Source organism: Arthrobacter sp. Y-9 (assembly GCF_029690065.1).
Classification (GTDB): domain Bacteria; phylum Actinomycetota; class Actinomycetes; order Actinomycetales; family Micrococcaceae; genus Arthrobacter_E.
Map to the genome: position 1 here is coordinate 1,028,451 of NZ_CP121463.1, position 24,451 is coordinate 1,052,901.

Sequence of the window (24,451 nt, forward strand, 5' to 3'; positions counted from 1 at the left end):
TCCGCCGTCGGCTCCCCGTACCTGAGTAGTCGGGCGCCGTGCCGCCCGGAACCACGTAGGAGACCGTCTGTACGGGGATCGGCGGATGGCCTGGGCAGGCACTACTCAGGTAGTCCGGGGGACCCCCGTGGCACATGAGCGACGGCGGGCGGCCGAGATGCAGGTAGTGCCTCCGCGGGCCTGGACCTGCCCGCGGTACTTGACTGAAAGGGCAGTTCAAGAACCACAAAGAGGTCTCAATGTCCCGGTCTTCATCCCCGGTGGCGCATCGTGGCGAGAACCCGTCCCGGGTCAGCCCTGTGCGGTCCATCGACAGTAACGGTGGTGCGATCACACTGCCCGGCCGTCAGGCTCGGGCTCCACATGCGGGGTCGGCGGTGGAACAGCCTTCCGAGACCGAGGCTACCCCCCTGCCACCGTCGGCCCCCTCACTCCCGCGAGGGCGCACCACCCTGTGGGCGTCGGCCCACCAGGCACTGGCGCACCGTGCCGCGGAGCGCCGCGCCGCTGGACACCATGCCACCGCGCACCGCATGAGCGCGGACGGCATCCTGGAAGGACTCGACGAGCCGGCCGGCGTCGCGCAGACCGTCACCACCCGCCGGGCCGGGCGGCCTCTCGCCGCAGCTGGCGCCGCCGCCTGGGAAAGCGCTCTGAGGAGGAAGCTGAGGATCAGCGACTGGGCGTGCATCGTGGCCGCCGTGTTCCTGGCCCACACGATCCGCTGGGGATTCGACGCCTGGGAGCTGGGGGACACGTACTTCTGGGTCAGCCTCGGCATCATCGTGCTGTGGTGCCTGGACCTGGAGTTCGGGCACAGCCGGGACCCCCGGGTGCTCGGTCTCGGAGCATCGGAGTATAAGGCCCTCGCCCACTCCGCCACACGCGTCTTCGTGCTCGCCGCGGCGGTGCTGATCGTGGTGCAGGGCGGGGTGCTCCGTGGGTTCTTCCTCACGGCCTTCCCGTGCGGTCTGCTCCTCCTGCTGGTGTCCCGCTGGCTGTGGCGGCGCGATCTCAACGGCCGCCGTCGGCGGGGAGAGTACTTGCAGGACGTGGTGGTGATCGGCCGGACCAAGGACGTCGAGTCCGTGATCCTCCAGCTTCAGGACAATCCCGCGGTCGGCTACCGGGTCGCCGGGGTGGCGCTCAACTCGCTGCCGCGGAAGGCCGCGTACGGCAAGCCCTGGTACCGGATCCCGGTGATGTCCACGCTGGATGACATCGAACAGCTGGTCCGGATCTCCGGCGCGAGCATCGTGATCGTGGCGGGGACGCTGCCGGGCGGGTCGCACCGTCTGCGCGAACTCGGCTGGCGGCTCGAGGACCTCTCCACCGAACTCGTCCTGGCCTCCCGGCTGACCGACATCGCGGGGCCGCGGGTCCACTACCGTCCCGTGGAGGGCATGCCTCTCATGCACGTGGAACTGCCCCAGTTCACGGGCACCCGGCACCTGCTCAAGCGCCTCGTGGACCTCACGGTCGGCGTCCTGGCCCTGGTGATCCTGGCCCCCGTCCTCCTGCTCCTGGCCCTGGTGGTGAAAGCCGATTCGCCCGGGCCGGTCTTCTACTCACAGGAGCGGATCGGCCGCAACGGCACCACGTTCAGGATGCACAAATTCCGGTCGATGGCGACCGACGCCGACCTCCGCCTCGCGGAGCTGAGCGCCGGTAACGAAGGCGCCGGCCCCCTCTTCAAGCTGCGCGACGACCCCCGGGTCACCCGGTGCGGGAAGTGGATGCGGCGGTACTCGCTGGACGAGCTGCCCCAGCTGTTCAACGTCCTGACCGGCGAGATGAGCCTGGTGGGACCCCGGCCGCCGCTGCGCCGGGAGGTCGAGGCCTATGAGCAGCCCGCGCACCGCCGGCTCCTCATCAAGCCCGGGATCACCGGCCTCTGGCAGATCAGCGGACGGTCCAATCTGTCCTGGCAGGAATCGGTCCGGCTGGACCTCTACTACGTCGAGAACTGGTCGCTCATGGGTGACCTCATGATCATGTGGCGAACCGCGAAAGCCATGGTCTCAGCGGAAGGTGCGTACTGACATGCCCGTCATCCATCGGATCGGTTACGTCCCCGGGGTCTACGACCTCTTCCACGTGGGGCATCTGAACCTCCTGCGGCAGGCCCGCCAGCACTGCGAATACCTCGTGGCGGGCGTCGTCAGCGACGAGCTCGTCAGGGAACGGAAGGGCTTCACACCCGTGGTCCCCGAGCACGAACGCCTCGACATCGTCTCCTCGCTGAACCTCGTCGACGAGGGGATCCTGGAGACCGTCGCGAGCAAGGCCGAGGTGTGGGAGCGGATCCGCTTCGACGCGATCTTCAAAGGCGACGACTGGCAGGGCACCCCGGCGGGGGAGGCCCTGGAGAAGCTCTTCGAGCCTCTCGGCGTCGAGATCGTCTACCTGCCGTACACCTTGCACACCTCGAGCACCGCGCTCCGCCGGGCCCTCGACCTCCTGGACCGCTCCGCGGCCCCGGCGACCCCTCAGCAGCCGATCGCCCAGGTGACGCCATGAGCGCCACCGAGCCGCGCGGCGTCGCACACCCCGAACGGAAGGTCCCCGCGATGAGCACAGCACAGCACAGGACACCCGCACAGCACCGCCCGCCGGCCCCGCACGGCCCCGTGAGCCGCACGCACTCCCGCGTGGACATCATGGGCGTCCACGTCAGCTGCGTGAACATGGGACGCGCGGTGTCCCTGGTGGAGGAGAGCGTGGACGAATCGCAGCACGGCTACGTCTGCGTGAGCGACGCCAACGCCCTGCTCCACGCCCGCGACGACGGCACTCTGCGCGGCGTGCTCAACGACTCGCTGCTGACGGTCCCCGACGGCATGCCGCTCGTGTGGTCGGGCCGCTGGGCCGGTTCCCACGTGATCGACCGGGTGCCCGGGCCCGAACTCATGCCGGCCGTCCTGCGGCTCTCGGCGGCGCGCGGCTGGTCCAACTACTTCCTCGGGGGCGACGAGGACACCATGCGGTCGCTCCTCTCCCGCCTCGAGGAGAGCATCCCCGGACTCCAGGTGGCCGGCTGGCACTGCCCACCGTTCCGCGCGCTGAGCGAGGAGGAGGACGAGGAGATCGTCCGGCGCATCAACGCCTCCGGAGCCACCTTCCTGTGGGTGGGCCTCGGCGCCCCCAAGCAGGAGGCCTGGCTGGGGGCCCACAACCACCGGCTCACCGTGCCGGTCGCGTTCGGCGTCGGCGGCGCCTTCGCCATGAACGCCGGGACCGTCGGCCGGGCGCCCCGCTGGATGCAGCGCAGCGGGCTCGAGTGGAGCTACCGGCTCCTGCAGGAGCCCAAGCGGCTCTGGCCCCGCTACAGCAAAGTGATCCCCCGGTTCCTGGCAGGGATCGTGGGGGATCCTCCGCATCTGCTGACCGGCCCGTCCCGGGACCCAGGAGCAAGGACACCCTGACATGAACACCAGGTCTCGACACAGCACAGCGCATCCGGGGGCAGGGGCCCCGGGAACCGTGAAACTCTGGCGCAGGGCAAGCTGGGGCATCGCCGATCAGGTGCTCAACAGTGCCAGCAACTTCGCGATGGGGATCGTCGTGGCGCGCGCCGTCCCCCTGGCGGACTTCGGCGCCTACGCCCTCGCGTTCGCGGGCTATTCCCTCGCGCTGGGGGTCTCGCGCTCGCTGTCCACGGAGCCGTACGCGGTGCGGTACTCCGCCGTCGACGGCGAGGGGGCCCGCAACGCCGCGGGGCGCAGCACGGGCACCGCCCTCCTGATCGGCGCCGGCCTGGGAGCCCTGCTCGCCGCGGCCGCGCCGCTCCTGGACGCGGGAACCCGGCCCCTGGCGCTCGCTCTCGCGGTGAGCCTGCCCGGGCTGATGCTCCAGGACGCCTGGCGGCAGGTGTTCTTCAGCGCGGCCCGCGGCTCCAGCGCCTTCCTCAACGACCTGCTCTGGCTCCTCTTCATGATCCCCGGCTTCGCCTGGCTCATGCTGTCCGCCTCCCACTCCGTCGCCGCGTACGTGCTCGCCTGGGGGCTGGCCGGGACCGCCGCGGCGGTCTGCGGACTCCTCCAGGCCAGGCTCTGGCCCAGGCCCGCGAAGATGCCTGCCTGGGCCAGGGAGCACCGGGGCCTGTGGACGCGGTACCTCGGGGAGAACCTGGCCGTGAACGGCGCTCAGCAAGTGCTCTTCGCCGCCATCGCGGCCGTGGCCGGCATGGCCGCCCTCGGTCAGCTGAAGCTCGCCATGGTGGCGCTCGGACCGGTGTTCGTCCTGGTGCAGGGCGTCGGCGTGGTAGCGGTCCCGGAGGCGGCCCGTGCGCTCCGGTCGGGGCCGCGCAGCGTGAACCGCGTCCGGCACGGGTCCTCCGGCCTCGTCGCCGGAGGGGCGGCCGCGTGGGGCCTGGTGCTGCTCCTCCTCCCGCTCGGCTGGACGACGGCGCTGCTCGGCCCGCAATGGCCCGCGGCGGCCGTCCTGGTGCTGCCGCTGGCGCTGGTGCAGGTGGCCAACGGGCTGCGCACCGGGGACGCCGTGATGCTGCGGGCCATGGGTCAGGCCCACCGGGGCTTCGTGACCCGCGCACTCACCTCGGGGCTCTCGGCCCTGGCGGGTCTGCTCGGGGCACTGCTCGCGGCCGCCGACGGCGCGGCCTGGGCGATGGCCGTGGCCGCCGCGCTCTCGGCGTGGCTCTGGGCCGTGCAGTACCGGAGAGGGTGCGTCGAAGCGGCGCACACCCGCCTCCCCGGCGCCGTCCTGATGGGAAAGGGGGCCTGAGATGAACGGCGGATGGTCCGTGGTGTATGCGCTCAGGAAGCTGTTCACCACGCAATATGTCCTGATCCTGCTGATCACCGTGGCAGGGGTGCTCGGAGGGCTCGTCTTCGGCTATAAGCAGCCGGTCACCTTCACTGCGCGTACCAGCGTGGTGACCGGGACGTACAGCCTGCCCAGTAACATCGGCATCCAGGGCGTGATCGACAAGACGGGCCCACTGGCCCTCGAACTCCCGGCGGAGACCCAGGCGATCATCATCGCCAGCCCGGTCATCACGAACGCCGCCTCGGACGCCCTCGGGGTGGACGGCACGGCGGCGCGGGACATGGCCGAATCGGTGAAGGCGAGCCCGGCCACGGACAACTCCTTCACCATCACGGCCCAGGGCCCCTCCGCGAAGGAGGCCGCGGATTACGCCAACGCCGTGGCGAGCTCGTATCTGGCGTACCGGGCCGAGCTGGGGAAGGCGAGCATGAACAAGCTCGCCGGGCAGTACACCGAGCAGGCGGACGCGTCCGCGAGCGCCGCCAAGGCCCTGGACAAGAGCATCCAGGGGGCCGGCGGAGCGAACACCAGCACCGGCGCGTCCCTCGTGGCGCGGCAGCAGGAACTGCTCAAGCAGGCCGAGCAGGCCCGCGGCACCGCGGCGTCCCTGACGGCCATGGCGCTGGATTTCAAGGGCGGCGGATCCGTCCTGGAACGGGCCACCGCCGACAAGACCACCCGTTCCCTGAGCCTGGTGGTCTACGGGCTCCTCGGCCTGGCCGGGGGACTGGGCCTGGGGATCGTGACGGCCGCCGTGCGGCGCCAGATCTCGCCCCGCATCACCGATCGTCTGGACATCGTCCGCACCCTTGAAGGAGTCGCCGTGTTTGCCGAACGAACCGCCGGGGATCCGGCCCTGGGACCACTGCTCTGGCGGACGCTGTCCCGCATCCTGCCCCTGGGGCAGGGCCAGTCGGGCACGAGCGTGCTCGCCGTGCAGGCCCTGTCCAGTCCGGCGTCGGGCCTCCGGGCCGCGACGGCGCTCGCCGAGGCGGCCACCAGCGCGGGGCGCTCGCTCCTGCTCTACACCGAGTCCGGAGAGGCGGCGCGGAAGCTCAGCGGCGCCGACGCGGTCTCCGCGGCCGGGCTGGAAGAGCTCGACGGCGCCGCCCGGCGCCGTCTGAACGGCCTGTCCCTGAACCAGGCCAGTTACCTGGCGGCCAGTTCCCGGACGCTGCAGGGTGACATGGTCACGGTGGTGATCGGCGACCCGTTCGCGTCCTCCGCCGAAGGCCATGCCTCCTTGCCTGAGCACTTCGCCGGACCGGTGCTGCTCTCCGTGGAGGAGGGGACCGACAGCGCCGACGGCCTGTTCGACGCGGTGGATCAGCTCCGGATGTCAGGCCTGGACGTCGCCGCGGTGGTCCTGACCAAGGCGCCGCGCCGCTTCGGCCGCTTCCACGGCCGGCGGAAGTCCCGCGGCCCGCAGCCGGCAGGGCTGACCGCGGTGACGTCGGACCTCGGGTCTCCCGCCGGGGAGGACCGGGACTCGGGTCACGGCACGGGCCACGATTCGGGTCACGACGCCGGTCACGGAACCGGCCCGGCATCCGCCGCGGCCGGGACTGCCACAGTGGGGTCCGCCACCGCCGATCCCTCACCGCTCGGGACCGTGCGGGTGCCCGGTCGGCCACCTGCACGGGTGCGGTCATGAGCACCGTGACCGGGCGGGATCCGCGCCTCCTGGCCGGGACCCGCGGCGTGACCCGTGACCGGACCGTCCTGAGCCCGGTGGCCGCGACCGTCGTCGTCACCCTGGTGTGGCTCCTGCTGGAGCTCAGCGTGCAGCCGTGGTCGCGCTCCGATTCCCTGGGCGGCACGGACAGCAGCAGCCTGCTCAAGGGCGTGGTCCTGCTGGCCTGCCTGCTCGCCTTGGTGGTGTTCACTCCGCCGCGGACGCGGCTCGCGGTCCCGCCGGTCTTCCGGATCTACCTCCTGTTCACCATGGCGGTCATCCTGAGTTCGCTGCTGCTGCCGTCGAGCCTGACGATCATGGTCCGGGCGGGCCGGTTCATGGCCGGGATCGCCGTGCTGGTCCTCCTGTTCCCCCTCATCAAAGACCGGGCGCACACCTTCGTCCGGATCATGTTCGGCGTCCATCTGGTGCTGGGCCTCAGCGTGCTCGCCGGCATGGTGCTCCTGCCGTCGCAGGCGTGGCTGGATGGCCGGAACTTCGCTCAGGGCGGCCGGCTCATGGGCGCCATCATGCCGATGATGCCGCCACGGGTGGGCGAGATCGGCGCCGTCGTGCTGGGCCTCGGCATCCTGCTCTGGGCGCTGCGGCTGCTGCCGCTCCCGGTGGCGCTGGGCGCCGTCGCGCTGGGCGCGGCGCTGATCGTGCTCAGCCGCACCCGCACAGCGCCCCTGGCGGCCCTCACCGGCCTGCTCCTGGCCGCGCTCGCGCTGCGCCGGCATCAGGGGGCCCGGCGGATCGCCGCGGTGTTCCTGACCGCCTGCGTGGCGGCCGCGCCCTTCCTGGGCACCATCTCGACCTGGGCCCTCCGCGGCCAGGACACCAGCCAGCTGGAACGCCTGAGCGGGCGCACGCTGGTCTGGGACTTCATCCTCTCCCAGCCCATGACGGACCTCACCCGATGGTTCGGTCACGGGCTGGGGGAGAAGCGGATCCTCCTGCGCCGCGGCGAAGGGGACATCAATTACATGGCCATCGACAACAGCTGGCTGGACTCCTACTGGGAGGCCGGTCTGGTGGGCCTGGTGCTCATCGTGGCGGCGGCACTCGCCGCCCTCCTCTACGCGCTCCGGACCCCGGAGCCGGGTGCCCGCGCCGTCGCCGCCTTCCTGTGCGGCTACGTGCTGGTCGCATCCATCAACGAGAGCGGCTTGTGTGACCTGTCATCCATGACGCTCCTGCTCCTGGCCTCCGCGCAGCTGTCGCTGTGCGGGAGGTTCCACACCGAGGGCCTCCCGGCCGGTGACGTGTCCCGGGGACCCAGGCTCAGCATCCTCTCGGGGAGAAAGTGATCCATCATGAAAAGCATCCTCAGGCGTCTGGCCGTGGGAATCGCTGCGGTGGCCGTGGTCCTGGGCATGACCGCCGCCCCCGCATGGGCGAAGCAGACCACGTTGTCGGCGCTGTCCACCCCCACCTGGCAGACCAATGCCACCGTCCGGGCCGTCGCATACGCGGCGGGGAAGGTCTTCGTCGGCGGTGAGTTCACCACCGTCCGGCCGCCCGGCGCCGCAGCCGGGGTCTCCGAGACGTCGCGGACCTATCTGGCCGTGTTCGACGCCGCCACGGGAGACCTGCTCGGCAGCGCACCGCAGCCGAACGGCAAGGTCTGGTCGCTGACCGCCTCGGCGGACGGCACCACCGTCTATGTGGGCGGTGACTTCACCCAGATCTACGGGGCGGCCCGTGGCCGCATCGCCGCCATCGACACGGCGAGCCTCACTCTGCGTGCGGCCTTCAAGCCGTATGTGGCCTACCGCGTCAGCACCATCGACGTCGCCGGTCCGACCATCTACTTCGGCGGCAGTTTCACCCAGGTCGCCGGCGTCGACCGTCCGAGGGCCGCGGCCGTGCAGGCCAGTGACGGCGCGCTCCTGCCGTGGAATCCCGCGCCCGACGCCGACGTGAATTCGGTCAAGGCCTCCCCGGACGGCAGCAAGGTCTACCTCGGCGGCAAATTCGCCTATGTGGGCAGCGTGCACCGCGAGAGCGTGGCCCTCGTGGACGCCCAGCAAGGCGCTCTGCTCCCGTTCCCGGCCGCGTCGACGCTGCCTGACCGCAACGGTTCCTGCTGGACCAAGGTGGAGGACATCATCACCCACGGTGACAATGTGTACTTCGCCAACGCCGGCGACGGCGGCGGCTGCTTCGACGGCACCTGGTCCGCGTCGATCAGCACGGGTCAGCTCAACTGGAAGAACACCTGCCTGGGCGCCACCGAGGCGATCGTCTTCGTGGGGGAGTGGCTCTACAAGGGCTCGCATGCCCACGACTGCAGTTCCATGGGCGGCTTCCCACAGGGGCCGAACCGGTTCCTGCTCGCGGAGAAGCCGGACACCGGTGACGTGCAGGGCTGGTACCCGCAGACGAACGCCGGGCCCAGCACCTACGTCGGACCCTGGGACATGGCCACGGACGGCCAGCACCTCTGGGTGGGCGGCGACTTCACCACCGTCAACGGGGTGGGGCAGCAGGGCCTGACGATGTTCGGCTCGGAGAGCGACGCTCCGCCGAAGAAGCCCGCCACGCCGGCGGCCGCCAGCCTCCGGGCCGGTCAGGTCGACGTCCGGGTCACGGCGACGCTGGACAACGACGACGAATACCTGAATTACAAGGTGTTCCGCAACGGCTCCAGCACCCCGCTGGACGTCCGTACGGTCCGCTCCCGGTTCTGGGACATCCCCAGCTACCGGATCACGGACCCGGGACTGACCCCGGGAAGCCAGGTGGCGTACCGGGTGGAGGTCACGGACGGCACGAATGTGGTCACGTCCTACTGGACGCCCTACATCACCGTGGCCAGCCAGAACGCGAGCTACGGGGACAATGTGGTGGCCGATGGGGCGCAGTACTTCTGGCCTACGGATGAGAGCAGCGGCACGTCCGCTCACGATGCGATCGCCGGCAACACCCTCACGGGCAGCAACCGGACGCAGCTCGGCTCCGCCGGCCCGAACGCCACCTCCAAGTCCGTGAACATCCAGAACTCGAACGCGAGCCTGAACAGCTCGGTGCAGCTCTCCGGTTCGAACACGTTCTCCGTGGAAGCCTGGATCAACACCACGAGTCTCCTGGGCGGCAAGGTCGTCGGCTTCGCCAGTTCCGCCAGTGGCTCCAGCAGCCAGTATGACCGCCATCTCTACGTGGACAGCGGCGGGCGTCCGGTCTTCGGCGTCTACCCCGGTTACGTGGTCACCGTCCGCGGTGGCAGCGCCGTCAATGACGGCAAGTGGCATCACCTGGTCGGCACGCTGGGTGGCGGCAACGCGACCCTCTACGTCGACGGAGTGAGCCAGGGGTCGTCCCCGGCGGCCGGCGCCGAAGGCTACACCGGCTACTGGCGAGTCGGAGCGAACAACCTCAACGGCTGGCCCAACCAGCCGCTGAACCAGGGCATCGTGGGCCGCGTGTCCCAGGTGGCCGTCTACTCCTCGGCCCTGGACGCCTCGCAAGTGGCCTGGCACAACTCGCTGGGCCGTGGCAATCAGGCGCCGGTGGCGGCGTTCACCCCGTCCTGCACGCTCATGGCCTGCTCGTTCAACGCCTCGGCGTCGAACGATCCGGACGGCACCATCAGCTCCTACGCCTGGGACTTCGGTGACGGGGCCACGGGGACGGGCGTGAACACGAGTCACACCTACGCGTCGGCGGGCACCTGGAACGTGCGGCTGACCGTGACGGACAATCTGGGGGCCACCACGGTGACCAGCCAGACGGTGACCACGACGGCGCCGAACCAGCCGCCGGTGGCCAGTGCGACGTCGTCGTGCACCTATCTGGTCTGTGACTTCGACGCCTCGGCCTCGAGCGATCCGGACGGCACCATCGCCTCCTACGCCTGGACCTTCGGGGACGGCAGCACGGGCACCGGAGCCAAGCCGCAGCACACGTATGCGGCCGCCGGAACATACACGGCCACCGTGACGGTCACGGACAACGACGGCGCGCAGAAGAGTGCCGGGACCACGGTCACCGTGGCGCCGCAGCCGGCCAACCAGCCGCCCGTGGCGAGTGCCACCTCGTCCTGCACGCAGCTCGCCTGCACGTTCGACGCCTCGGCCTCGAACGATCCGGACGGAAGCATCGTCTCCTACGCCTGGACCTTCGGGGACGGCACGACGGGCACGGGTGTCACGCCGAGCCACAGCTACACGGCTCCCGGGGTGTACACCGCGACCGTCACCGTCACCGACAACCGCGGAGGCACCGCCAGCGCCAGCACCCAGCTGGATCTGAGCAACGCGGTCCCGGCCGGCACGGTCCTGGCGAAGGACACCTTCGCGCGGACCGTCACCAACGGCTGGGGCACGGCGGACAAGGGCGGAGCGTGGACGGTGAGCGGCACGGCCAGCCGCTACGCGGTCAGCGGCGGACAGGGCACCCTGACCATGCTGACGGCGGGCAACCAGACCGGCGTGGCGCTGAACGCGTTCTCCGCGCAGGACACCGAGGTCAGCCTGGGTCTGTCCCTGGACAAGCCGGCGACGGGCGGTGGCGTCTACGTGAGCGTGGACTCCCGGACCATCGCGGGCCAGGGAGCCTACCGTGCCAAGGTCCGGTACATCGCGGCGGGTCGTGTGTACCTCTCGCTGATCCGGGTGGACAGCGCCGGGGCGGAGACCGTCCTGGTGCCGGAGACCCAGGTCCTGGCGGCCACCCCGGCCGCCGGCAACACGCTCCAGGTGAAATTCCTGGTCTCCGGTTCCGGCACCACGACGCTCAAGGCCAAGGCCTGGGACAGCAGTGGCGCCGAACCCGGCGCATGGCAGCTGAGCACCACGGACGGCACGGCCGGACTGCAGGCGGCGGGTTCGCCCGCGCTGCGGACCACGCTGTCCGGCTCTTCCACCAATGCACCCGTCCAGGCGCGGGTGACGGACTACCTCGTCACCACACCGCGCTGACATCGGATCCGCAAAGGAGCATGACCATGAGTGCACCAGCAGGGCAGGGGCTGCCACGCGTACTCATCAGCGCCTATGCCTGCGGCCCCGGGCTCGGTTCCGAGCCCGGGGCGGGGTGGGCGGTGGTTCAGGCCGCCGCCCGCCACGCCCGGGTCTGGGTCATGACGCGGGAGCGGTTCGCCCCCGCGATCGCCCGGGCCCTGGCGGCGGACAGCTTCCTGGCTTCTCGGGTGAGGCCGGTCTACGTCGACCTCCCGGACCGGTACCTGCGGGCCAAGCGCCGGCACCGGGACGTCTACTGGTACTACCCGTTGTGGCAGCGGGAGTCGGCCCGGGTCGCCCGGCGGCTGCACCAGGAGCATCACTTCACGCTCCTGCACCACGCCACGTTCGCGGCGGACTGGATGCCGAGCGGTCTGGCGCCGCTGGCCCGTGACCTCCCGCTCGTCTGGGGACCCGTGGGCGGCGCCACCTATGTGCCGCCGGAGCTGTGGCGCTGGCTCGGCGTCCGGGGCACCGTGCACGAGCTGTTGCGGAGCGCCGCCACGCGGGCCATGCGGCGTCTGAGCACCGGCCCGACGGCGGCCCGCGCCGCCGTCACGGTGGCGCTCAACGCGGACACGGCTCGCCGTTTCCGCTCGGCCGGTGACGTGCTGATCGCGCCCAATGTGGTGCTGGAGGACCCGGAGCCCGCTGGTGCTCCGGGCCCGGCTCCGACCCCGGCTCCCGCTCCGGCGCACCGCGACGCCGCCGTGCCGGAGGGCCGGCCCGGCGCCCCGGCACCGCCGCAGGAGCTGAACGCGCTGTTCGTGGGCCGCCTCGTCGCCTGGAAAGGCGTCCGGCTGGCCCTGGCCGCCGTGGCGGAGAACCCGCAGTGGTCCCTCACCTTCGTGGGGGACGGGCCGGAACGGGAGTGGCTGGAGGCCATGGCCCGCCGGCGGGGGATGGCGCAGCGGGTGCACTTCCTGGGCCAGCTCGAGCGGTCCGAGGTCCTCCGTCTCATGAGCCTGGCCGACGCCCTGCTGTTCCCTTCCCTGCACGATTCGTGCGGCTGGGTGGTGGGGGAGGCCCTGAGCCACGGCCTTCCCGTGGTGTGTGTGGATCTCGGTGGGCCGCCGTCGTTCCTCGCCGAGCGGGGGCAGGCGGTCCCCGTGAGCCGGGCGGTGGTGGCGGATCTGTGCCAGCGCCTGGACACCCTGCGCGTGGACACCCGGCGGACCGGCCTGGACGGCGCCGCCGCGTGGCCCCTCCCGGATCCCGCCTCCTGGACCCAGGAGGCCTTCACGGAACGCCTCGGAGACTGGTACCGCAGGGCGCTCGCCGCCCGGCCGGTCCACCCACGGAGGTCGGTGGACCATGTCACCCCGTGACGACGCGGCGATCGGCCGCCGGCGGTTCCTGCAGCTCGCCATGCTCGGCACCGCGGGCCTGCTGACCGCGTGCTCGGCCGGCGCCGTCGTGCCCCCGGCCGCGACCCCGACGCCGACCCGCACCACTAGCACCCTGGACGACCTGCTGGGCCAGCAGGTGTTCGCGATCGCGCACCGCGGCTCCGGCGACACCTGGCCCGAGCACACGCTGCGGGCCTACACCGAGGCCGTGGCCGCGGGAGCCATGGCCGTGGAGGTCTCCGTGCACATGACCAAGGACGGTGTCCTGGTGTGCCACCACGACACCAACCTCTCCCGCATGACCGGCGTGGACCGGGACATCAAGGACCTCACCTTCGAAGAACTCGCGGTCATCCGCAACGACGCCCGGGCCTGGCTCGGCCCGGCCACCCCCCTCGAACCGATCCCGGCCTTCCGGGACGTGCTCGACGCGCTCGCGCACCGGACGGTCCTGTTCATCGAGGACAAGTCCGGGGAACACGCCAAGGAGGTGCTGGACCTCATGGACTTCTATCCGGGCTCCACCTCGCACATGGTGTGGAAGCAGACCGCGGCGTCCGGCTCCTACAAGGAGGCGCGTCGGCGCGGCTACACGCTGTGGGGATACTTCATGGACGACGCGGACCGGCAGTTCGACCGCTACCAGGACCGTTTCGACCTCCTGGGCATCTACCACGGGGCGTCGGACCAGGCCATGCGGGACCTGGTGGCCTACGGCAAGCCCGTGATCTGCTGGGAGATCCACACCCGTGCCATGCGGAAGCGTGTGGTCGACCTCGGGGTCCGCGGGCTGATGTGCTCCAACTACCCGTACGTCACCGCGTCCGGCGCGCTCGCCGGCAAGGACGACTTCGGTTCGGGACGGCGTGCCACCGGCGATCTGCCGTGGATCCTGACCCCCAAGTACCAGCCACGCTTCGATGAGCCGTCCCGTGGCCTGGACTTCGCCTTCGCCTCGGCCGCCACCTACGTCCTGGGGTCGCTGGGCCCCCTCGCCGCGCCGTCGTACGGCTGCACGTTCAGCCTCTGCTGGCCGGAGGAGCTGCCGGGGGCCGACGACGGCGCGGGGCTGGCCCTGGCGCTCGCGCAGGACGATCCGGCACTCGTCTCCGGGCCTGCCGCGGCCGCGTACCTGGTGCAGCTGAGCCCCCAGGGGAAGCTCACACTGCTGCTGCGGCAGGGGGCCGCGAGCGGTGACCGGGTGCTCGCCACGGTCCAGACCGCCCCTGTGAAACCGGGGGAGTGGGCCTCGATCCGTCTCGACGTGAGCGCGGCGTCGCTGACCGTCTCCCGGGACGGCGACGCCGGCTGGAAGGCGACGGCGGCGGACGGGGCGCTGCGCGGAGGCTACCTCGCGCTGGTCAAGGGGTACCGCACGCCGCAGACGGTCCGCTTCCGCGACGTCGCGGTGCTCGCCGCGCCCTGAGCCCGCCTCCTCAGGCGGGCACCCCGGCCGCCATGGCCTCCGCGTACACGGCTTCGAGCCGCCGCAGATTGTCCGCGGCGCCGTAATGCTCCGCGTGCCGCACGAGGGCGGCACGGCCCATGCGACGCGCCACCCCAGGCTTCAGGACGTCCGCGAGAACCCGGGCGAGCGCATCCGGATCGCCGGAGCGGAAGGTGACCGCGGCGCCGTCGTCGCCGGTCAGTTCGGGGAAGACACCCTGATCCGGCACCACGGCGCCCAGCCCGTGAGCGAAGCCCTCCACCACGCTCAGGCCGAACGTCTCGAAGACCCGGGAGGAGTTCACCAGCAGGCGCGCCCGCCCCAGCCGGGCCATGGCCTCGGCCCGCGGCAGCGCCCCGAGGAACTGCACGGTGCGAAGCCCGCGCCGGGCCGCCTGCGCCTCCAGCGCGGGGCGGAGAGGACCGTCCCCGATCACGAGGAGCGGGCCGAAGGAGTCCCGCCAGGCGTCCAGCAGGACGTCGGGCCCCTTCTCCGGCGAGAGCCGTCCGAGGTACACCACGGGCGCGTCATCTGACGTAACACTCACGTCATCCGGGGCCGCGGCGGGCACGAAATGCGGTTTGACCGCGATCCGGTCCGGATCCAGGCCCTGGGAGGCGAACAGATCGCGGGCGAAAGCGCTCATGACCACGAACTTCGTCACGCCGTGCGTCCAGGTGCCCAGTGCCCGGTGGAGTCCGATGCTCACCGTGAGGGGGAGAGTCGCCGCGGCCGAGCCACGGTAGCAGCCGTGGCGCAGCCCGGGGAGCGGGCCGGCGCCGGCGAGACAGTCCGTGCACGGCTTCCCGTCCCTCAGGAACGTGCCGTCCGCGCAGAACATCCGGTAGTTGTGCAAGGTCATGACCACGGGCACCGCGGCGTCCCGGGCGGCGAGCAGGATCGAAGGGCTGAGCAGGGGAAACGTGTTGTGGACGTGCAGCACGTCCGGCCGTTCCCGCTCCAGCACACCGGCCAGCTCCCGCCGGGCGGAGGGCGAGTGCACCACGTTCAGGGGCACCAGGACCTTGCGGGTCACGGGCATCCGGGCGATGTCGTCGGAGTGCCGCGCGAAGTGTCCCACCTGGTGTCCGGCGGCCTCCAGGAGGCCCATTTCCTGCCGCACCACGGAATCCTCGCCGGACGGCTGAGCCGAGCGATAGTAATTGTGAGCTACCAGTATCTTCACTAGAATCGACCTTTGACTTGTCAGGGGCGAGTTCTCAACCATGTGATTCCAGGGCGCCGGTCTCCGTCCGTGAACAAAGAGAGCCTATGGCGAACCCTTCCTCGAACCATGCCCTGAACACCTCCCCGGAGCCCCGCGGACAGCGCGCGAAACACCGTGCCGCCCGGCGCCGGATCCCCGCCGTCCTCGCCCTCGCAGGGCTTCTGGGCGGCGGACTGCTGACCGTTTCCGCCCCGGGCGCCGCAGAAGCCGCCGAGCCCGCCTGCACCGTGACGGTCGCACCCGGCACGGAGATCGCCGACGTCGTCAACGCGAAGCCGCAGGGCGCCGTGATCTGCCTCGCGGCCGGCCGCCACACGGTCAACCGCACTATCTCGCCGAAGGCGCAGCAGGAGCTCCGGGGCCTTCCCGGTTCCATCCTGGACGGCGCCAAGCAGCTCACCGCCTGGACTCTGTACCAGCCGGCAGGTCAGCCCGCCCGCTGGCAGTCCCGCGGCAACCTCCCCGCCGCGTACACCGGACCCGGCCAGTGCGAGACCGCCGGCAGCACCACCTGCAACCTCGCCGAGGACCTGTTCTACGACGGCGCGCGACTGCGCCGCGTGAACAGCCTGGCCGCCGTCGTGCCCGGCACCTTCTTCGCCGACTACGCGAGCAACACCCTCACGGTCGGCAGCACTCCGGTGTCCCACAGTGTCCGCATGGCCCGGCTCCAGACCGCCATCTCCTCGACCCAGGCCGGGGTGAAGCTCACCGGGCTGACGGTCCAGCACTTCGCCAACCGGTCCCAGCGCGGCGCCGTGGTCGTGTCCGGCACGGACTGGCGGGTCACCGGCAACACGGTCAGCGACAACCACGGTGTGGGCATCGTGGCCGATCAGGCCGTCCGTCCGCAGATCCTGAACAACACGGTGGTCCGGAACGGCCAGCTCGGCGTGACCCTCTACCGCACCAGCAGCGCCACGGTCACGGGCAACACCGTCAACGGCAACAACACGGCGGGCTACTGGATCGCCGACTGGGAGTCCGGCGGCATCAAGACGACGTACTCGAGCGCCCTGATCCAGCGCAACACCGTCTCCGGAAATCTGGGGATCGGAATCTGGGCCGACGTGCAGTCCGACGGCATCACCGTGGACGCCAACACGATCTCCGGCAACTACGCGGACGGCGTGCGCTACGAGATCAGCCGCCACGGCGTCATCACGAACAACACCGTCACGGACAACGCGAAGCGGATGGGCCGGGGCGGCGGAACGGGCCTCTGGTCGGGGGCCGGGATCGATGTCAACACCTCGTCCAACGTGACGATCACCGGGAACGTGCTCCGGGGGAACCTCAACGGCGTCAGCCTCCAGGCCCGCAACCGAGGCACCAGCTCGTGGGGAACGTACCTGCTGAGGACCGTGACCGTGTCCGGCAACACCGTGGACATGGGCGCCGGGTCCCCGGCGACCGCCGCGACCGGCATCGTCGCCACGCCGGACCGCATCCTCACCCCCTCCGCGGCGGGGATCGCGTTCAGCCGGAACTCCTACACGCTGGCCACCAGCACCCAGAAGGGCTTCAACAAGGTCAACGCACTCGTCACATATCCTGGCTGGAAGAGCGCGGGGTTCGACTCCACCGCCAGTGTGGCGTACCTTCGCTGACATAGCCTTCGGGGTGGCGCCTTCCGGGCACCGTGAGGTGTCCGAGGGCCGGCAGGAGTGAGGGGCTGTCCATGGGGATCCAGGGCACGCAGTCCGGCAGGGGTGAGGACCACGGGATCGCCGCGTCCTTGCAGATCCTGAAAGGCAAGCAGAAGACCTCAAAGGGTGCCTCCGCGTACGTCCGGTTCTTCAACCGCCCGTTCGGACGGGTGCTCGCCGCGGTGTCCCACCGCCTGGGCCTGACCCCGAACATCGTCACGGCCATCAGCGCGCTCGCCACCTTCGGAGGACTCGCCGTGCTGGCGTTCTCCCCGGTCACGCCCGTCACAGGTCTTCTCGTGGCGGCGCTGCTGGTCCTGGGCTACGCCTTCGATTCGGCGGACGGCCAGCTGGCGCGGCTGCGCGGCGGCGGAAGTTTCGCCGGCGAGTGGCTGGACCACGTGGTGGATGCCGCCAAGATGTCCCTGTTCCATCTGGTGGTGCTGTTCGCCTGGGCGCGCACCGGCACGGAATCCGGGCTGTGGCTGGTGCTGCCCGGGGCGTACGCCTTCCTGGCGGCGTTCTTCTTCTGCACCATCATGCTCACGGATCAGCTGCGCCGTGCGCACCGCGGCTCCAGCGGCATGCGGCTGGCCGGCGAGGGCAGCTCCTCCGTGCTGTACTCGCTGGCTGTGCTGCCGACCGAATACGGAGTGCTGGCCTGCGTGTTCGTGCTGTGGGGCTGGCCGGCGGTGTTCCAGTGGGTCTACCTCGCGCTCTTCGTGTGCAATGCGCTCTTCCTGTGCCTGGCGCTGCCGAAGTGGTACCGCGAGCTGGCCGGCTTCGGCCGGACCTGAGCGGCGCCCCGTGCCCTGGCCTCCCGGCCGGTGAACACAGGACGACGACGGCGGCCGGCGGGCCGCGGACGGCCTGGGACCGCGGGGTCTCAGGCCGTCCGTGCTTCCTCCTCATGGGCATCGAGCCACTGCACGGTGCGCTCGACGCCTTCCCGCAGGCCCGTCCGCGCCCGCCAGCCGAGTCCCGTGAGGCGGGAGACGTCCATCATCTTGCGCGGGGTCCCGTCCGGCTTCGTGGCGTCCCAGACGGTCTTGCCCTCGTAGCCGACGACGTCCGCGATGAGGGCCGCGAGGTCCTTGATGCTGATCTCGGAGCCGGTGCCCACGTTCAGGTGGCGGCCGCCGTCGTAGTTGTCCAGGAGGAAGAGGCAAGCGTCCGCGCAGTCGTCCGCGTAGAGGAATTCCCGCAGCGGCGTGCCGGTGCCCCAGTTCGTGACGGTGTCCACGCCGTCGTCGCGGGCCTGCCGGTACCGCATGATCAGCGCCGGCAGCACATGGGAGACGCCCGGCCGGAAGTTGTCCCCGGGACCGTACAGGTTGCTGGGCATGGCACTGATCCACGGCAGCCCGTATTGCCGCCGGACGGCTTTGACGTACTGGATCCCGGCGATCTTGGCCACCGCGTAGGCGTCGTTGGTGACTTCCAGCTTGCCCGTGAGCAGCGCGTCCTCGGGGATCGGCTGCGGCGCGAACCGTGGATAGATGCAGCTCGATCCCAGGAAGAGGAGCTTGTGGACCCGTTGCCGCACCGCACTGTCCATGACGTTCCCCTGGATCCTCAGATTCTCGCTCAGAAAGTCCACCGGGAAATCGTTGTTGGCCTGGATGCCGCCCACTTTCGCGGCGGCCAGGGCCACGTGGCGTGGCTGATGCTCGGCGAAGAAGTCCTCCACCGCCGTCCGGTCCAGCAGATCGAGTTCCGAGGACGGCACGCCGATCAGATGCGTGAAACCGGCTCGTTCGAGGCGCCGCCAGATCGCCGATCCGATGAGCCCGCGGTGTCCGGCCACGTAGAACGGCGCGTCCCGGTCCAGGATGCCGATGTCCGCCTGAGCGGCGTCATCGGTGCCCGGCGTCTCCCCAAGGATCATGGCTGTCCGGGTGCTCATGTCAGCTCCAGACTGGCGTTCCAGGAGGGGAGCGTGACCTGGTCCACCAGATGTCCCTGCGGGCTTCCGAGCTCGGCCAGGTCATGGGCCACCATGAGGCGGGCCAGGTCCTCCGCGCCGACGGACGCCTTCCAGCCGAGGTCCACCTGGGCGTTCGTGGGATCGCCGATGAGCGAATCCACCTCGGTGGGCCGGAGGTACCGTTCATCGAACTCGACGTGGTCCCGCCAGTGCAGTCCGACGCTTCCGAAGGCGTACTCCAGGAACTGCTGCACCGTGGTGGGCGTGCTCGTGGCGAGGACGTAGTCCTGCGGGGTGTCCACCTGCAGCATGCGCCACATGCCCTCGACATACTCGGCGGCGTAGCCCCAGTCACGGATGGCGTCCAGATTTCCCAGATACAGGCGGTCCGCCTTCCCGGAGGCGATGGAGGCCACCGCCCGGGTGATCTTCCGGGTGACGAACGTGGCGCCGCGCCGCGGGGATTCATGGTTGAACAGGATCCCGTTGACGGCGAACATGCCGTAGGCCTCGCGGTAGTTGCGGGTCATCCAATAGCTGTAGACCTTCGCGGCGCCGTAGGGGGAGCGCGGATAGAACGGCGTCTCCTCGTTCTGCGGCGGCGGTGAGGCTCCGAACATCTCGGAGGTGGAGGCCTGGTAGAACCGGGTGTCCACCCCGGCGAGGCGGACGGCTTCGAGGAAGCGGGAGGTGCCCAGACCGGTGGTGTTGCCGGTGTGGATCGGCTCGTCGAAGGAGACCCGCACATGCGATTGGGCGGCCAGGTTGTAGACCTCGTCCGGCTGGATCTGTGCCAGCAGCGTGACGAGCCGGGCGCCGTCGTCCATGTCCCCGTAGTGGAGGAACAGGCGGGCATCGCTCTCGTGGGGATCCACGTAGAGGTGGTCGATGCGGGCCGTGTTGAACGCGGAGGTGCGGCGGATGAGACCGTGGACCTCGTAGCCCTTGAGTAGTAGTAGTTCGGCCAGGTAAGACCCGTCCTGGCCCGTGATTCCAGCGATGAACGCACGTCTCGCCATGTCCCTGCTCCTTAGCGATTCCTGCTGATGTCTGCACGCTACGGGGCGGCGGGGTGCCAGGCCCGAGTAGGGACTACGCAATTCGCGGTACGGGGTACTTAGGTAGTCCTGGGAGGCGCCCCGGGCCCGGGTGGTGCGAGAATAGACCAGGCAAATGTTTCCTAAATAAGGCGGAGGTGGGAACGTGAACAATGGCGTCCCTCTGACTGATGTGGAAGTCCTCCGGATCCGGAACGACTTCCCGCTCCTGGCGCATCCGGTGAACGGGCGGGAGCTCGTCTACCTCGACTCGGGGGCCACGAGCCAGAACCCCCTGAGCGTGCTGGAAGCCGAGCAGGAGTTCTACGAACAGCGGAATTCCGCCGTGCACCGCGGCGCACACACCCTGGCGGCCCATGCCACGCTCGCCTTCGAGGACGCCCGCGCCACGGTGGCGGAGTTCGTCGGGGCGCGCGAGGAGGAGATCGTCTGGACCTCCAACGCCACCGCCGGCCTCAACCTCCTCGCCTACGCCTTCTCCAACGCGAGCGTGGGGGAGGTGGCCCCCGAGGCCCGCCGCTTCGCGCTCGGTCCCGGGGACGAGATCGTCGTCACCGAGATGGAGCACCACGCCAATCTGGTGCCGTGGCAGGAGCTCTGCCGCCGGACCGGCGCCACCCTCCGGCACATTCCGCTGACCGACGAGGGCACCCTGGACCTGGACGAGGCCGCCCGCGTGATCACCGCCAGGACCCGCGTCCTCGCGTTCACCCACGTCTCGAACGTCCTCGGCACCATCAACCCGGTGGCGCACCTCGTGGGCCTGGCCCGCGCGGTGGGCGCACTGGTGGTCCTGGACGCCTGCCAGTCCGCGCCGCACCTGCCGCTCGACGTGAAGGCCCTCGACGTGGACTTCGCCGTCTTCTCCGGCCACAAGATGCTCGGCCCCACCGGCATCGGCGCCCTGTACGGCCGCCAGGAACTCCTGGACGCCCTGCCGCCAGTGACGACCGGCGGATCGATGATCACCACCGTGACGATGGAGCACTCGGGGTACCTCCCGGCGCCGCAGCGTTTCGAGGCCGGCACCCAGCCGGTCTCGCAGGCCATCGCGATGGCCGCGGCCGCGCGGTATCTGATGGAGACGGGGATGGACCGCGTCCACGCCCGGGAGGAGGTCCTCGCACAGCGCATGCTCGAGGGCCTGGCCCGCATCCCCGGCGTCCGCACACTCGGCCCGGCCGCCGGCGTCGAGCGCGCCGCGCTGGTCTCGTTCGACGTGGAAGGCGTGCACGCGCACGACGTCGGACAGTACCTGGACGCCCAGGGCATCGCCGTCCGCGTGGGTCACCACTGCGCGCAGCCCCTGCACCGGCGCTACGGCCTCTCGGCGTCGACGCGCGCCAGCGCCTACCTGTACACCACCGAGGGCGAGGTGGACGCCTTCCTCGAGGGTGTCGCCGGTGTCCGCGGATTCTTCGGAGTGAAGTGATGAGTTCTCTCGAATCGCTGTACCAGCAGACCATCCTGGAACACGCCAAGGCCCGTCACGGCGGGAGCCTGAGCGAAGTCGCCGCCTGTGAGACCTCGTGGCCCGCGGGCACCGGTCAGTGCCATCAGCTGAACCCGGTATGCGGCGACGAGATCACCCTGCGCCTCTCGGTCAGCGGCGCCGAGGGTGAGCGCCGCATCGAATCCCTCGAATGGCTCGGCAACGGGTGCTCCATCTCGATGGCGTCCGCCTCGATGCTGACCGATCTGGCCGGCGAGGTCTCCTCGGTGGACGAACTCGCCACGCTGATCGAGGAGTTCCGCACCGTGCTGCGGTCCCGCGGCACGGTGGAAGGCGATCCCGAAGAACTCGGCGACGCCGCCGCGCTCTCCGGCGTTTCGAAGTTCCCGGCCCGCGTCAAGTGCGCCATGCTCGCCTGGGTGGCGGCGGAGGACGCGCTGCGTCAGGCCGTGTCGACCGCGGCCTGACGCGCCGCGCGCTTTCCCTCTCGGGCCCTCCCGCCGCGGGCTTCTCAGCCCGCCTGCGGGCGCCGGCGCTCCTTCACACGGCGGTGGTGCCTGTTCCGGAGCCGGAGCACGACGGCGCCGAGCACCGCGGCGATCACCGAGGCGGCCAGGATGGCCACCTTGGCGTGCTCGCCATGCGCTGATCCCTCGCCGCCGTGGCCTCCGCCGAAGGAGAGATCCGCGACGAGCAGGGACACCGTGAAGCCGACCCCGGTGAGCAGGGCGACGCCCACCATGTCGAGCCAGCGCACCGACTTGTCGAGCGCCACGCCGGGCAGCCGCGTCAGGGCGAAAGACGTCCCGAGCACGCCCACGAATTTGCCCACGACGAGCGCCACGACGATGCCCACCGCGACGCTGTCCGTGGCGGCCGACCGTACGCCGTCGAACCCTCCGAGCGCGACTCCCGCGGCGAAGAACGCGAACAGCGGCACGGCGAACCCGGCGCTGAAGGGCCTCAGGCCGTGCTCGAGCCGGTCCGCCAGGCCGTTCGCCGGGGCCTCCGCCGCCGAGCGCCCCAGAGGGATGGTGAAGGCCAGCAGCACTCCGGCCACCGTGGCATGGACTCCGGAGGAGTGCACGAGCACCCAGGTGAGCAGAGCGAGGGGGAGCAGCGTCCACCAGCGCGCCCATCGTCCGCCCGCCACCCGTCCGAGCGCCGCGAAGGCCGCGAGGGGGAGCAGGGCCGCCAGGAGATAGCCGATCTGAAGGGCTCCGCCGTAGAAGAGGGCGATGATGACGATCGCGATCAGGTCATCCACTACCGCGAGCGTCAGGAGGAAGGTCCGCAGCGCCGCGGGAAGATGCGAGCCGACCACGCCGAGCACGGCGAGGGCGAAGGCGATGTCCGTGGCGGTCGGGATGGCCCAGCCGGCCAGGCCCTCCGGGTTCCCGGCGTTCACCAGGACGTACAGGAGCGCCGGGACCACGACCCCGCCCACGGCCGCGGCGACCGGCACCAGGGCCTTGCGCGGGTCGCTCAGCTCGCCTTGCAGGAGTTCGCGTTTCAGTTCCAGCCCGGCCAGGAAGAAGAACACCGCGAGGAGGCCGTCGGCCGCCCAGGTGCCGAGGCTCAGATTCAGGTGCAGGCTCTCGGGCCCGACCTGGATGTCCCGCAGTTCGAAATAGGAGGCGCCCCACGGGGAGTTGGCCCAGAGCAGGGCGATCACGGTGGCGGCGAGGAGCAGGAAACCGCCGGTGGTCTCGTTGCGGAGCAGGCGCGTCACGCGCAGGCGCTCCGGGATCAGGCGGCGGGTGGTGGATGTCTGGTGCATGGATTCCTGAGGGGTCGTCGGTTCCTGACCACCGCCGCGCGCCCGGGATCGTCCCGGGTAGGCAGTGGGCCGACCAGACTTCCCGGCACACCAGAGTCCATTTTACCGCAGGTGCGGCGCCGGTCGGCCCGCTCAGCCGTCCGTAGAGGTGACGGTGAATGCGGACGCGCCCTCGCCGTCGAGCTCTCCGGGGCGGACGGGGCGACCGGACACCGCGAGCAGCAGAGCCAGGGTGCCGCCTCGCACCACCGGGGCGGAATTCACCGCCGGTGTCGACGGCTTCCAGCGGAAGTCCGCGTCCGTGGCCTCGAGAACCACGCCCGCGGCCCGATCCCTGCCGCCGCCGAAGTCGGTGGACGTCGCCAGTTGGTGCTTCAGGGCGTCGAGGAGCTGCGCCACCGGATAGTTCCGGCGCAGTCCGAGCGGGCGCCGGATGTCCTCGCCGTGGACGAACGCCTCCACGAGGCGGGTGACCCGGGGCGCGGGCGCGCTGCTGGTGCGCCCGCTCACGGCCCGGAGGTTGGCCAGGGTGACCCGGGGGTCCGCGCAGCGCTCGCGGGCGACGCCCTGCGCGTTCAGGGCGTCGAAGTCGAAACGGGCTTTGAGCAGCTCCCGAGCGAAGCCGGCCCAGGTGGTCTTGGCGTCGTTCACCAGATGGGCCACCACGTCATGGACCGTCCATCCGGGGCACAGGGAGGGGGTGTCCCAGGCGTCCGGTTCCAGCTCCGCGAGATCGGCCGCGAGTGCGCGGCGCTCCTCGTGGACGACGTTCCAGATCTCGTTCATCGCGGCCTTTCCGGTGGTCGGCGGATCGTGCTCTGATGTGCCGGGAATGCCGCTCCGACGCGCCGTCCCCCTGCCGCCGACCCTAGCAGCGCTGTGCCCTGGGCGGGAGGGGTCGCGGGCAGGTCCCCGGAAAGCCTGTTACTCTGGAGAGGTGAAGAACTGACGCAGCCTGCTGACAGCTGGCCACCTTGCCCGTTGTCCCGCTGACATCCTGTGCCGATGATTCCCGCGCCTGCCGCCCTCCGGACGTTAACGGAGGATGCACTCGGCGATCGCGCGGTGGCTGCGTCTCACCTCCCCTTTCCAGGTTCTCCTACAGGCCCTTGCTCCAGGGCCTCCGTCCGTGA

General features: G+C 70.7%; 18 protein-coding genes. 13 read left to right on the plus strand and 5 right to left on the minus strand.

Translation table 11 applies throughout. The annotated features are described in order from the left end of the window. Positions 1-377: 377 nt before the first annotated feature. From P9849_RS04550 to P9849_RS04590, 9 genes are read left to right on the plus strand one after another with little or no spacing between them, the layout of a single operon-like run. Positions 378-2,042, plus strand: a complete 1,665-nt coding sequence (locus tag P9849_RS04550) for a sugar transferase (RefSeq protein ID WP_278268503.1) — start codon at positions 378-380, stop codon at positions 2,040-2,042. 1 nt (position 2,043) lies between these two features. Then, a complete protein-coding gene (locus P9849_RS04555) occupies positions 2,044-2,520 on the plus strand; it encodes an adenylyltransferase/cytidyltransferase family protein (RefSeq protein WP_278268504.1) in 477 nt (158 codons plus the stop codon). After that, a complete protein-coding gene (locus tag P9849_RS04560) occupies positions 2,517-3,425 on the plus strand; it encodes a WecB/TagA/CpsF family glycosyltransferase (protein ID WP_278268505.1) in 909 nt (302 codons plus the stop codon). The genes P9849_RS04555 and P9849_RS04560 overlap by 4 nt, the downstream gene beginning before the upstream one ends. A gap of 1 nt (position 3,426) precedes the next feature. Further along, positions 3,427-4,743: a hypothetical protein gene (locus tag P9849_RS04565; RefSeq protein WP_278268506.1), complete on the plus strand. Its 1,317-nt coding sequence runs from the start codon at positions 3,427-3,429 to the stop codon at positions 4,741-4,743. Position 4,744: 1 nt separating this feature from the next. Then, a complete protein-coding gene (locus P9849_RS04570) occupies positions 4,745-6,442 on the plus strand; it encodes a hypothetical protein (protein WP_278268507.1) in 1,698 nt (565 codons plus the stop codon). Continuing rightward, positions 6,439-7,773, plus strand: a complete 1,335-nt coding sequence (locus P9849_RS04575; protein ID WP_278268508.1) for an O-antigen ligase family protein — start codon at positions 6,439-6,441, stop codon at positions 7,771-7,773. The genes P9849_RS04570 and P9849_RS04575 overlap by 4 nt, the downstream gene beginning before the upstream one ends. A 6-nt stretch (positions 7,774-7,779) precedes the next feature. Next, entirely contained in the window at positions 7,780-11,385 is a 3,606-nt protein-coding gene (locus P9849_RS04580) for a PKD domain-containing protein (protein ID WP_278268509.1), read from the plus strand. A gap of 26 nt (positions 11,386-11,411) precedes the next feature. Then, positions 11,412-12,755, plus strand: a complete 1,344-nt coding sequence (locus P9849_RS04585) for a glycosyltransferase (protein ID WP_278268510.1) — start codon at positions 11,412-11,414, stop codon at positions 12,753-12,755. Continuing rightward, the gene (locus P9849_RS04590) at positions 12,742-14,202 is read left to right on the plus strand and encodes a glycerophosphodiester phosphodiesterase (RefSeq protein ID WP_278268511.1); all 1,461 of its coding nucleotides are present in this window, start codon (positions 12,742-12,744) and stop codon (positions 14,200-14,202) included. The genes P9849_RS04585 and P9849_RS04590 overlap by 14 nt, the downstream gene beginning before the upstream one ends. Positions 14,203-14,212: 10 nt before the next feature. Here the strand turns inward: P9849_RS04590 and P9849_RS04595 are convergent, their stop codons facing one another. Beyond that, positions 14,213-15,409 (minus strand): glycosyltransferase family 4 protein, encoded by a 1,197-nt coding sequence (locus P9849_RS04595; protein WP_278268512.1) that lies wholly within the window; start codon positions 15,407-15,409, stop codon positions 14,213-14,215. A gap of 86 nt (positions 15,410-15,495) precedes the next feature. Between P9849_RS04595 and P9849_RS04600 the strand changes: the two genes are divergently transcribed. Then, positions 15,496-17,061: a right-handed parallel beta-helix repeat-containing protein gene (locus tag P9849_RS04600; RefSeq protein ID WP_278268513.1), complete on the plus strand. Its 1,566-nt coding sequence runs from the start codon at positions 15,496-15,498 to the stop codon at positions 17,059-17,061. A 71-nt stretch (positions 17,062-17,132) separates the two neighbouring features. Next, a complete protein-coding gene (locus P9849_RS04605) occupies positions 17,133-17,897 on the plus strand; it encodes a CDP-alcohol phosphatidyltransferase family protein (protein ID WP_278268514.1) in 765 nt (254 codons plus the stop codon). 89 nt (positions 17,898-17,986) lie between these two features. Here the strand turns inward: P9849_RS04605 and P9849_RS04610 are convergent, their stop codons facing one another. Together P9849_RS04610 and gmd are read right to left on the minus strand one after the other, a co-directional pair. Beyond that, entirely contained in the window at positions 17,987-18,988 is a 1,002-nt protein-coding gene (locus P9849_RS04610; RefSeq protein ID WP_278269092.1) for a GDP-L-fucose synthase, read from the minus strand. Positions 18,989-19,002: 14 nt separating this feature from the next. Continuing rightward, a complete protein-coding gene (gmd, locus tag P9849_RS04615; RefSeq protein ID WP_278268515.1) occupies positions 19,003-20,046 on the minus strand; it encodes a GDP-mannose 4,6-dehydratase in 1,044 nt (347 codons plus the stop codon). 184 nt (positions 20,047-20,230) lie between these two features. On the opposite strand from gmd, the gene P9849_RS04620 reads away from it, so the two are divergent. Both P9849_RS04620 and sufU read left to right on the plus strand, forming a co-directional pair. Then, the gene (locus P9849_RS04620; protein WP_278268516.1) at positions 20,231-21,517 is read left to right on the plus strand and encodes a SufS family cysteine desulfurase; all 1,287 of its coding nucleotides are present in this window, start codon (positions 20,231-20,233) and stop codon (positions 21,515-21,517) included. Beyond that, positions 21,517-22,005 (plus strand): Fe-S cluster assembly sulfur transfer protein SufU, encoded by a 489-nt coding sequence (gene sufU, locus P9849_RS04625; protein WP_278268517.1) that lies wholly within the window; start codon positions 21,517-21,519, stop codon positions 22,003-22,005. Before P9849_RS04620 ends, sufU begins: the two co-directional genes overlap by 1 nt. Positions 22,006-22,049: 44 nt before the next feature. Here the strand turns inward: sufU and nhaA are convergent, their stop codons facing one another. Further along, positions 22,050-23,318, minus strand: coding sequence for a Na+/H+ antiporter NhaA (gene nhaA, locus P9849_RS04630; protein ID WP_278268518.1), 1,269 nt, complete (start codon positions 23,316-23,318; stop codon positions 22,050-22,052). Positions 23,319-23,450: 132 nt separating this feature from the next. Continuing rightward, on the minus strand, positions 23,451-24,104 hold the full coding sequence (locus tag P9849_RS04635; RefSeq protein ID WP_278268519.1) for a maleylpyruvate isomerase family mycothiol-dependent enzyme: 654 nt from the start codon (positions 24,102-24,104) through the stop codon (positions 23,451-23,453). Positions 24,105-24,451 lie beyond the last annotated feature (347 nt).